This is a genomic window from Nocardia xishanensis NBRC 101358, from assembly GCF_001613365.1.
In the GTDB taxonomy this organism is placed as follows: Bacteria; Actinomycetota; Actinomycetes; order Mycobacteriales; family Mycobacteriaceae; genus Nocardia; species Nocardia xishanensis.
Map to the genome: position 1 here is coordinate 35,547 of NZ_BDCF01000029.1, position 12,481 is coordinate 48,027.

General features: G+C 64.9%; 1 protein-coding gene (running past one end of the window). It reads right to left on the reverse strand.

What is annotated here, in order from left to right; translation table 11 throughout:
• A protein-coding gene (locus NX1_RS21855; RefSeq protein WP_068062628.1) for a C2 family cysteine protease crosses the window boundary here: on the reverse strand, positions 1–12,481 show its 3' portion. It continues 16,298 nt past the right edge of the window; the window shows 12,481 of its 28,779 coding nt (coding positions 16,299–28,779); the start codon falls outside the window, past its right edge — the gene reads right to left on this strand; the stop codon is at positions 1–3.

The following is a 12,481-nucleotide window of genomic DNA, read 5'->3' on the forward strand; positions in this document are numbered from 1 at the left end:
CTATCGACCGAACGCGGTCGGATCGAAGAAGTCGGCGGCGGAGTCGGCACGGGGCGCCGCGTCCGCCTCCGCTCCTCGTCCGGGGGCGTGGCTAGCCGCGATCCGACTTGCCGCCGGGCCCGTTGCCGCGGTTGCCGTACCAGCGCCGGTCTTCGGCCCGTAGAGCCCCAGAGTGCCCGGACCGGCCGAGCCGATCCGGCCGAACTGGTTCAGGTAACCAAGGGGCACGGGAAACTCCGGGCCGCCGTGCGGATCACGCACAACCACCGACGTCGGCGCGCCGAGTCTGCCGCCCTCGGCGCTGGCACGGTCTATCCGGACAACAGAGTATGCGTGTCCGGGAAGCAACGTGACGGAGTTCGGTAGAAGCGCACCGGCATTCCGACTCGTACTCATGCTCACGGTGTCGCCCCGCTGGAGTAGGTAATCGATCCGTTCCGCCATCCACGCGGCCTCTGTGGTATCTGTCAGCTCGATGCCGCGTTCCCATTCCGCGAGAAGCTCATGCAGTGCCGCCGCCGATTGCATCCACTGGTCCACCAGGAACAATGCGAGCTGATCGACGTCATCATCGGCGCTGCCGTCGGCGGGCCAGTTCGGCAGTACATCGACGATCGCCGCCGCCACATGCTCGTCCCCCACAACCTCGACGAGCTCCGCAAGAGCCATCGTCCGCAGGTCCGAGGGTCTCCGGTTCGCGGCCTCCACGCTCATAGCCGCCTCGAGGCCCACGATTTCCAGCTCTCCCGCCAATATCTCAGCCGACGCGGCGCTACTCTCGCGACTAGCGATCAGCTGAGCGAGGCCGGAACTACCTCCGACCATGCTGGTCAGCGTCTCTCGCTCGATCCCGAACGAGAATATGGGCAACGCAGTCTCGACACTGCGTGTCGGCTGAAAACGACCTGCGGCACCCGGCATCCGAGGGGGTCGCAATTGTCCGGCTGCGGGCCCACTCATCCCACCGTCGAGCCCCTGATACCCCGCTTCTCCGCCATGGAATACCGCCCATGCCTTTTCGATCACCGCGGGCCACAGCGGCCGCGACACGTCATTTGCCGCGTAAATCATCTCCCCCGCAGGGGTCTGGTAGAAGGTGTCGTCCACCTTGATCCAAACCCAACTTTCGTTCGCCGGATCATAGAAACGAACGCTGAACGTGCGTTCCTGCCCTTCTTCGACATCGTCCTCATGAATCATCTCGCGGATCAGGTCCGGGTTATGACTGGCCAATCCGATCAGATTCGACAGCAGGTAGCAGTCCCCGATCCGGCCCTGTTGCACATCTTCCGGACGCGGAACGTCATTCAGATAGAGCTGACCGAACGCTCTGCCGATAACGATGCTCAATCCACCAGCTATACCGACCGGAAGCCATCCACCATCCGGGCGACGCAGGTCGACCCTCTCCGGCTCGTGTGGGTTCAGCCGAATGGCGATACTGGAGTCACTCCACTCTACGACCTCGTGAGCAGTATCGACGCAGAACAACCCGGAGGTTCGCGGGTGCCAGTTGTGTTGTGCCGAATCGTACTCGAATGCCTTGTTCACCACAGCATCCGGAATTCTCAGAGAAGTACCGTCGGATTTGCGGACCTCCCGAATTACCAAGCTACCGACGGTACTCGTCCCAGATTCGGTGAGTGTGGAATTCAAGGCGACAGCTACCAGCCTCCCGTCCGCATCACTCACGACCGCGTGGGTGTCCGGCATACGGTATCGAACCGCTGGCATCGCGATCGCCAGTCCCGGGGGCGGCGCATCCTCCCGGCCAGCGGGCGCCGGAACCAGCGACCGCTCGAATTCTGCTGCGAACCCGTCTGATTCACTCGACATCATCGACGCCAGGTGCTGGCCCAACAGCAGGACACCGTCAGCATCCGCAGTGTCGGCAGGCAGCGTCTGCGAATCCTGGATCAGCACGTCGTCGGTCGCCGAATGCGTGCCCATCGCCGAGAACTGCGAATCGTTGTGAGCCTGCGCGCCAACCGCGTCCGGTTTCGGCACCGGATCGCCGAGCGCCCCGGCGCGCGCGGCTCCGAAGGCGAACAGTGTGGCAGGACCCGAGGAGCTGATCGTGCGGAATCGGTTGAGATTCTGCAAGGGAACCCGGATCTCCGTGGCCGTGTCGTACGGGTCACGCACCACTACCGTCGTCGGCACACGCTTTTCGCCCGCGGTACCGGATGGCTCGACCCGGACGACGGAGTACGCATGCCGTTCACGCAGCGTGTTGCCGGATCGGGGGGTGTCCGAGGACTGCCGAGCGGTCGACAGGGTCACGGTGTCACCGCGCTCGAGCAGGTAACGGATCCGCTCCGCGATCCACACCGCGATCGTGGTGTCTTCCAGCTCGGCATCCGAAACCCATGTCTCCAGATGCGCCCGCAGCCGCTGTCGCGGCGAATCCCACTGCGCTGCCAGGAAAACGCCGAACCACGCACCGTTGTCGATGCCGCCTGCGCCTTCCCACTGACCGAGGGCCTCACTGATCGCGGAGGCCAACGCATCGCCACCCAGAACTTCTGCCAGCTGCGATCGATCCATCTCCCGAAGATCCGACGGACGCAACCCCTGGTCATCCATCACCCGCCGGACGGCGGTGATCGCACCCACTGACTCGGTATCGACGAACGCCGCGAAATCCGTCGCGGGACCCACAGAATCGAACCGCGCTTCCCAATCCAGAACCAGCTGGGCGAAACCGGAACTACCCAGCAGTTCGGCGAGCAAGTCGCGGTCGAGTTGGAACGGGTGCGTGAACAGCGGCTCGTCCACACTACGCGTCGGCTGTGTCCGGCCCGCGCTGCCTGGCATCACCGGCGGACGCAGCTGACCCGCCGTCGCGCCCGGCTTGCCCATATCAATGCCCCGGTATCCACGGTCCCGGCCATGGAAGGCCGCCCATGCCTTCTCGATCACGGCGGGCCACAGCGGCTGCCCGGCCACATGTGCCGCGTATTTCATCTGTTCCTGGGAGTTCCGGTAGAAGGTGTCGTCCACTTGGACCCACATCCAGCCGTTCCGAGGATCGGAGAACCGCACCGCGAACGCGCGCACGCCATCGACCACGGATTCGCGAATCATGTCCCTGATCAGCTGCGGATTCCTGTCCGCCAGACCCACCAGCGACGACAGCAGATAGCAATCGCCGACCGCGCCCTGCACGACGTGACTCGGCAGCACGGCCCCTTCGTCACCGAAAAGCGGTCCACTCGCCTTTCCGACTCCGATATCCAACAGCCCCAAACCATCGACCGGCAACCACTCACCGCTCGACTCGACGAGAATCTCCGTTTTCGCCGGATCGTCCGCGTTCGGCCGCACGGTGACGTGTGAACCCGTTGCCCACTGATGCACCTGGCCGGTGGCATCGCTGGCCACCCGAAGAGGATTCGGAATGGTCACCGTCGCGGGCGGCATCGAGGTGCGCAATCCCTTCGGCGGCTGGTGCTCGGAACCTGGCATCGCCTGCGGCGTCGACTCGACAACCTTTACCTCCAGGTCCGCCGCCGACCCGGTCAGCCTGCCCCAGGGGGAGCCGCCCACCATGTCCGCGTCGATATCGCCCGGCGCGGACGCCGCGTCCTCGGTGACCAAGCTCTCCAGGTCGACGTACTGGGACCACTCGTCCACTCCGGCCAGAGATGCCGATGTGTCATCGACTCTCGGTCCGGTGTTCTCGTCAGTCCGGTGTTCGTCGGGAGCGGCGATGAGATCTCTTGGCACGGAGCTGTCGCAGTCCGCGAATTCGGGCGCCTGGTCAGCGTCGTCGATGGCCGGCTGCTGGGAACGCCGCTTCTTCGTAGAACGCGCCCATCCCTGATCCGGGCCAGGCATCTCCGATTCCACGTCCGACCCACGTTCCGGCCGTGGACCCAAAACGCTGAACAGGTTCGGCACATCGGACCCGACCACCGCCGCAGCCCGCGTATGGCCGAGTTCGCCGGTTTCCACAGCGACCGATCCACCTGTTACAGCGGAGAGACTTTCCGGCGGGACAAGTGCGTCCAGCCAGGCGAAGTCATCGTCGTCCACATGTGCCGAAGCGCCCTCAGCGGCCAGTTCGATATCTTCCAGCCGCTGAGTGGGGTACTGCTGCGCATCGATATGCCGCTGGTGGGAATGCCGATGCGAGACGGCGGCCAGTCCCGAAGCCTCCGCACCAGCGGAGGAATCAGCCACGGATACATGCGCATTGGACTGCGATGGAAGAGCTTCCCGGCCCGCCCATGTGTCTCGATAGTCCTGTGCAACCCACATTCCACGCACACCCGACCGGGCCAGGTATCCAATGATTGTATCGAATCGAGGTTGGCGCACTATATCTGTGCCCGGCATTGTGTATCGTAGGTGCAATCGACCTTTTATGAGCAATGTTTTTGCACAAACCAACGCCCCTGAGTGATCGAGATAGGCAATGCGGATTCCAGATTGGACGATATGCTGTTCAGCCTCCCTCAACGAAATTTCCGCCGGTACAAGCCGCAGAAATTCCTTGACCCGTTCGGCGATCGGACCAATATCCGGCTCAGCAGTGGCCGGGGTCGATCCGGGCATCCCAGACGCAATGACGACAGACCGCGACTGTGGCTCATCATCAACCGCGAGCCCATCATCTGTCCTAGCACGGTCGCCGTCCTCGCGGGTAGCGGGGGCAGACCGCGACTTCTGCTGATCAATAGCCGCGTCCACATCATCCAGCCAGGCGAGGTCCATGCCTTCGAGATCGGCAGGAACAGACCGTAACTCCTGTTCATCAAGAGCCGCTTTTACATCATCCAGCCAGGCGAGATCCGTATGCCCGAGGTCGGCCTGGGTTGAATCGCCGTGCTCCTGCGCGCCCTGACCACCGCGAACGTCCATCCCGGCCCGCGTCGAACGCTCGGTCGGAACATGCAGCTCGCCCTGCGCATGCTGGAAGCCCACGGTATCCACGACCGCGCTACCGTTTCGGTGCACTGCCACCCAATAATGCGCACCACCGTCCACACGATTCAACATGAACGTATTCAACTGCTGCTCAGTCGACCCGAAATGCAGATGCTTTACACCGCCATCCGAGTGATACACGTCCAGATTCAATCTCAATGCGGCAGCCGCCGACGGCAACAAATGATCAGCGGCATCGCTGTCCCACGTGTCAGGCTTCAGCAATTCCGTCAACTGCCGCACGAACTCGGTCCGACGCTCTTCCAACGGCTCGGAAAGCATGAACCCACCCAAGTACGCATCCGGATCAGCCAGCATCATCCGCACGACCCCATCCCGAAAATCCCGATGCGCACCCCGATCGGCCACATCCGCACCAACCGCCCGCGCCAACGCCTCCCACAAACAATTCCCCACCCCAGGCTGCGACTCCCACACACTGCCCACACCCGGCGGACGAATCCCACTGATCTCATCTCGAACCTCACGCACCGACAAGACCCCGCCATACCGTTCCGCCTCCGCTTCGGAAGCCGAAACGTTTGCCACGGAGGATGATTCGTTCACCCCCGCACCACGCAGCCGCACGGCGCTCCTATCGTGGCCTGCACGACCGGAATCGGAACGCGACTGGTCTGCGGCGGATGCTCGCGTCGGCGATACCGGTTCGTCCGCAATGAGTTTCGTCGGCTCGCTGCCGTCGAGGTGTTGCCTCGTTTCGGTGACCGGATTGTCCGAGAACCGCGCACGTCGGCTCTCGGAACGGACATTGTCCGGTCCGATGAGTTCGCCCGCCGACTCGGAACCATCCGGTCGCTCGGCGATCAGACCGTACACAACCGGGCCGAGCATTCCGACGAACTCCTCCCGAGTCAACAGGCGAGTTTTTCCCTTCGGGAGAATCACATGGAATTTCGGCGAATAGTCGCCGTCGCGCTGGGCGCGCTCCTGGTTTCTTCCTACCACGTTGACGCGGTACGTCCGCCCAAGCTTGACGAACAACCACAACCGCGCGCCCGGCACCAACCGCGGATCGTCCGCCCCGAGCCGGGGCACGAATTCGGTGGCACTGGGCGTTTCCCGCATCACCCTTCGAGCCCAGTCCGCCAGTCCGGGCACCGTGCGCGGAGACTGCTCGGAATGCGGTTGGGTCGGTGCGTGCGGCACAGTCGCCGAGGCCAAGGGTCCCGTATCACCGATATTTCGGTCGCGCGCGCTGACCAGCTCGCGGCGCGCGGTAATAGCTGCCTCCGGGGTCAGCACGGATCCGGTTACTTCCGCCACTGTGCGCGACCGCGGCAACGATCTCAGCAGACCCCGGGCACCGTGACCGACCGTCGCGTCCGCCGATCCCGGAAGCGAAGTCATTTGCGGCGGTGTGCTGTTCGCACGCTGTCGAGCTACCACCGGCGCTGGCGCCGAGGCCTGTGCGAGCGTGGCCTCCGCGAGCGCTGAGCCGGGATCGATCCGCTGAGCCGCCGCGCTCGTCGCGCCAGACGCTGGGAGCGAGCGGCTTTCGCGCGGCCGCGGGCGAGCGCCGGCCGCCTCGCGGGCGAGCGGCGTGACCGGGCGGTGGCCCGTCTTGGCAGCTTGCACGAGTTCCACCAAAACGTGGCCCGTCTTGTCAGCTCGCACAAGCTCCAACAAAACGTGGCGCTCTTCGTTGGCGACCAGCGCGTAGGGAGGTAGGCCGAGCACATCGCCTACCAGCGGGTCGAGGTGCTCCAGTAGGAACGGCCCGCCGTGGTCGTATTCACGGGTCAGGATGTCGACGGCACGGCGGATGGCGGTCAATCGCTCCTTCGTCGGCTGAGTGGTCCCGTCGAGGTATTGCGCAGCGCGGACGATATCCCTCGTGCGGTCGATGTCCTCCTTGCGCACGACCTCCGTCGAGCGGCCACCGCTGAACCACGCCAGCGCGCGGGCGGCGACCCCATGTTCCCGGTGAACCCCGATATCCTTGGCCAACTCGGCAAGTTCCGCGTCCGTGCGGTTGACCTTCTCGGCCGGATCGGCCCCGGTGAAGTAGCTCAGAACAACCCTGGACCGTACCTGTGCCGCACCATCGCCGATCATGCGCGCGTGCTGCGAGTTTCGCTCTCTTCGGCGCACGGACACCTGGAGATCGGCGGCCGAGAAATGCGGGTCCAGTCCGGCCAGATGGGCGTGAAGGCGACCCAGGAAATAGCCCCCGACCGCATTGCCGCGCGCGGCGGCCAGTCCCTTCTCGTCGGGCATGGACTCGACCGTCAAGTCCAGACGGGGCAGTCGCATGGCTTGGTTCTGCCGCCATGCCACGACCTTCGCCAACAGCGCCGACATCTTGTCCAATCTTTCCTGCTGGACCGATTCGAGGGCCGCGCTCCCGGGGGAGAACTCCAACTCCTGACGCTGGGTCCCGTGGTTGGCGACGAGCACCACGGCGATTCGATTGGCCGTCGGGCCGACGACTTCGAAAAACGACTCACCGCGCGCACGCCCGTACATTGCGACGGTCCACATATCGCCGCCGGAGCCCAGTTCCTCGCCGAAGACGGCGGCCAGGTTTTGCTTCGCGGCACCACGTGCTGTGGCCAAGTCCCAGTTCAGCGTGTCGCGCTTGTTCTGCATCGCAGTGGTGTGAGGTGAATTCCTCGCCTCGGCATCGAGTACCGCGAGCCGCTCCTCCGCGTCCAGGACCTTCCGCATGCTTTCCATGAGTTTGTACCTGGGGTCCTTCGCGCCGAGACCGTGTGCGGCGGCCAGCCACGCTCGCATGTTTGGACGGCGGTAGTGCTCCAGGTTCAGGTCGAGCACATCGTCGAGTTTCTTACCGTGCGAGGAACGTATGTTGTGGTTCTCGATGGTGATCTGATGCTGTCCGTCCTGGCTTTCCAGCACGACCGGCGCGAAATGGTAGCCGTAGCGGGTGGGGATCTCCCGCGAACCTTCGCTGTCTTGCGACGACGCGATCGCCTGGAGGAGGTACGCCTCCATCGGCCTGGCGAACGCCGCGGCGTTCACACCCAGCACCGACTCGGCTGCCTCGAGTGCCTGATTCCGGCTGATCGAGAACGAGTCGGCCACAGTGCTGTAAGACGCTCCAGGAATCGGCCATTCGTTCTGCGGCTCATCGATGGCGCGGGAAACCACAACGGCGGCCGATTCCGGCGTAACCGAGTAGAGCTGCGGATTGTCGGCCACTCTGGCCAAGAGGTCGGCCAGATGATGGGTTCCAGCCACCTCGGTCGTGGACAATGTTCGAATCGGTGCGGTCGTCACCGCCCCGGTGCCGCCGAATGCTTCGGAACGGCTGTCGAACAGGACCATGTGTGTATGTGGTCCGCCCAGAACCTGCTCGGAGAAATCGCGGCACACGTCCGTCGGCGCATTGCGGAATTCCGGAGCGACCCGGAAGAGCCGCTTCTTCTGACCGTCGTGAACGAACTCGACATACGTATCTTCGTCCAAGCTCAGGCGCACCTCGCTACCCGCCTGCGCCAAGGTCTTGGACGCCCTCTCGACGACCTCCGGGAGAGCGTAGAAATCTTTCGCGTCGGACGTATCCGCATTCAGCGCTATCGAACCATCGCCCGAGACCCGCAGGCTTGGGTGCTGATGCACGACGACCGGCCGTGCCGCGCGGATGCGAGGAAAGGACAGCGCAGTACCGTCATCCGAGACCTGACCTTTTTCCACGTTGTGCGGATCACGCATAGCGAACGGTCCCGAGCGGAGCCGATCCTTGGCAGACATAGCGGCAATGGATTCGGGCGAATGCGGCGTCACCAAAGTGTATTCGGAGACGATCCGAGACGGACTCGGCGCCGGCGGCGCGGGACGCCCACGCTCGGCACGCGCTGACGGAATCACGTCCCCACTCTCGGGCCGGGCCGCCGCGGTCTCCAACTTCGCTGTCGATGTCGAGGCAGGGCCCGGCTCCCCCGACGCGGATACCCATCCGGTGCCGACGCCGAAGGTCTCTAGCCACAAGAACTGGTGCATCTCGTGCAGCGGCACGAGGATCTGCTCGGCCGGCCTCTGCGGATCGCGGACCCGGACGCCGGTGGCCCTGCCCGATTCCCACTGGACGTGGTCCAGGGTGTACGCGTGGTTGACAGTCAGGCCGGTACGCGGGAGCTCGCTGCTGTCAGCCCGCGTGGCGGTACCCAAAACCACCAGATCACCCCGGGAACGGAGTTCATGGCATCGACCTGCCAACCACTCGGCGAGACGTGTGTCGGATAGGGCATCATCCGAATCCCACTGGCGCAGAATTATTTCGAGACGATCGAGCGCAGGTTCCAAGTGGCTCTGCACGTAACCCGCGAAGGCCCAGGAGTCCGACGGGTCTAACGCGTCGTGCTCGATGAGCGGCCGCAAGTCGTCGATCACCTGCGCGAGCCCCGCGCTTCCGAGCAGTTCAACCAATTCGTGGCGGTCCATATCCGCCAGGAGCATTGGATCGGACGCAGCGGTTCGCATCCGTTCCCCGATCCGCCACCAGACGTCGGGCAGCACCCGGAAACGCACGAAGTCCACGAAATCGAGGCGGCCGTCGCCCCGGTGGGTGGCCAATACAGGGTCGTCCGTCCAATCGGGTGGCGACCACTCCAGAATCAGCTGAGCGAAACCGTCGCCCGGTGCGTCATCCGAGGTCAGAAGATCAGCCAGCGTGTCACGGTCCAACAGTGTCGGATCGGCCAGAATCACTTGCGAGACGCCGACGCGAGATTGTGGCGTGCGCCACCCAGGCGTCGTGCGTGGCAGCAGGCTCACCGCCGCCGATGCGGAATCCCCGCCGATGACCCCGGCGTATCCCTGTTCCCGGCCCCGGTAGACCGCCCACGCCTTCTCCCACACCGCGACAGCCAACGGCCTGCCGCGCTCCCCCGCATAGAGCAGGTCACCGGCGCGATCGACATAGAAGACGTTGTCGACCCGGATCCACACCTCCAGGTCACCCTCGAAGAACAACACGCTGTAGGTGTTGTCCTCCGGATGCCAACGGATCAGCTTGTCGAGCAGGTGCGGATACGCGAGCACCATGGCGATGAAGTTCGCTATCTGGTAGCACGTACCGAGACCACCCTGCGCGAAGTCCGCCGAGCGCGGCGCCAGCAGCTCGCCGTCTTCGCCCCGTGGCCACAGCGGACCGGTGACGGGTTCGGCTCGCACGGGCAGCAGCTGCCCGGACACCTGCCGCCACCGGTCTTCCGCGGCGTGGTAGACCTCGGTCACCGTGGCGTCATCGGTACGCCGCGCGGCGGCCACACCCGGTTTCAACCACAGCAGTTCGCCGTCGAGATCCCGGTAGATCCTGCCGAGGACGGCCGGGGACAACGTCCAGGTACCGTCGTCAGCCGCTTCTCGGACGAAATACGCGTCGACCAGATCCCGTTCCAATATCACCGATGCGTCGCCGGGCTCGCCAACGACATAGCGACCGTCTCGGTCGACGACGGCTCGGGTCGAGCTGCCCTCGTCGAATGCGACAAATCGGTCGCCGACACTGAGAACCAGAAGGTACTCGCCCGAAATGCTCTGCACGGCAGCAGGCATCACCGCCGGTTGATCCGGCGGCTCGGTGGCAGGGGTCCACTCCGGACTGAGCGCCGCAGCCGCGGTCGAGCCGTCGTCCGCGCTGTCGGTCGCCGACCGATCGGTGACGGCACTCGGTCGAGCGGCCTGAATGTCGTACTCCGCGAACATATTCGCCAACTCGGCATCGCCCCACGGCGCACTGTCACCCGAGTGGTCCGTGAAATACCCTGGCCCCCAACCGTTCGCCGCTCGCAGCGCGGCGTCCTCGATATTCGACCCACGAGGCTCGGTCGGCCCGACCCGGAGTCCGGCGCCCGACCCCTCGGGCAACGGACGCTCGAGCAACGCCCCGTGCTCATCCACCGCGACGTGGAAATGCCCGCCATTACCGGTCGACCGCAACAACGTGTACACCGGTCCCCGCCCGAAACGCAGGTGTGTGGTCTGATGGCTGGGATCATCGACATCGATGTTCAGCCCGAGCTCCCACGCCAGATACGGCAGGAACAGCTCCGCCACGGGACCCATGTATTCCCCGGCCTCGAACAAGGTGGTGAGCTGCTTGTCGAACACGGCTCGCCGCACCTCGTCCGGTACCCCTGGCATGAAGCCGCCGAAGAGGTTCCATACCGCATCCGGTGCACCCGGCATGAAGCCGCCGAAGAGGTTCCATTCACGGGCCGCGCGCACACGCAACGCCTCCACAACCGCGATCCGCAGATCCTGGTGCGCGGTGGGGTCACGCATATCCATCAACTCCGCCAGGGCATGGAACAAACAGTCGCCGCCACCGGGCATCGACTTCCATGCGCCGCCTCCTGGCGCCAAGACCCCCTCGACCACCGCACTCACCGCGCCCACCGCCGACTCGGTCGCGCCGCCGGTCAACGACGGTCGGTCGGACACACCTGCCCAGATATTCGGCACGGCGGCGTACTGGTAGTGGTTACCGCCCACCCGCATCAGGTGGATGACCGGCGCGGCCGGATCACGATTCTCCGGAACGAATTCCTGCGGCTGACCGGTCTCCGGCACCACGACCACCACCGTGCCGGTCGCGTCGGCGAGCAATCGCGGAGCCAGATCACCCACCTCGGAATCCCAGTGCCCGCGAGTACTCAAATCCGATGCCAATCCCGAGACGTGCTGCTCGGTGGGCGCGGTGATGAACGGTCGATACCGGTCGATGCCGTCCAGCAGCCTGTCCGACAGCCGATTGCGCAACTGGTCGACGGCGGCGGCACCCTCGTATCCCACCTGGCTCAACCATCCCCCGCCGGCGTGTATCGCGGCATGGAAGAAGCAATCACCGTCGTCGGGGACATCGATCGCGAACATTTGCCGATCCGCCAGGAAGTTCCGCTGCGAATCGTTCAGTCGCGACGGCAGCGCCACGCGCATCATGTCGCCTGGGCCCGCGAGTACCGTGAGCTGTGTCGGCCTCTCCGGACCGTGGAAGCGCTGACTGCCGTCCCCCGCGATCACCCGAACCCGGACACCCGCCCATTCCGCGAAGGCAGCGGGGTCGGTCCGGCGCGCGATCCACTGCAGTCGATCCTCACCTGTCGGGGGAGCGAACTCATTCGCCAACGTCCGCAGGAACTCCGGCGAAACCGCGCCGCCGTCCGAGGACGCCGGACGCAGCATCGCCGCACGCATCGGAAGGGCAGGCAGGGGATCCGACACAATCGTGTCTTCGTCGAGCCCGGCGAGTTGCCGCTCGGTCGGATAGGCGGGCGCTGTCGAAGCGACCGTCGGGGGAACCCACTCAGCCCCGGTATCGGAGATTTGGTTGGCCACGATCAGCCGATCGTCCACGGTGCGCACCAGCACCAGGCGCTGCAATACCGAGGGGTGTCCAGCCCAGTTCGTGGTGTGGACATCGTCGCCGTCGACGATCGTCACAGCAACACCTATCACTTCCGTGGCCAGCTCGGCATCGATGCGAACGAGCTCGCCCGCGCCGAAGTCGTCGCGCTCGAACGGCCGCAGGTGTAGTGGTCGCTGGTTCCACAGGTATTGGACG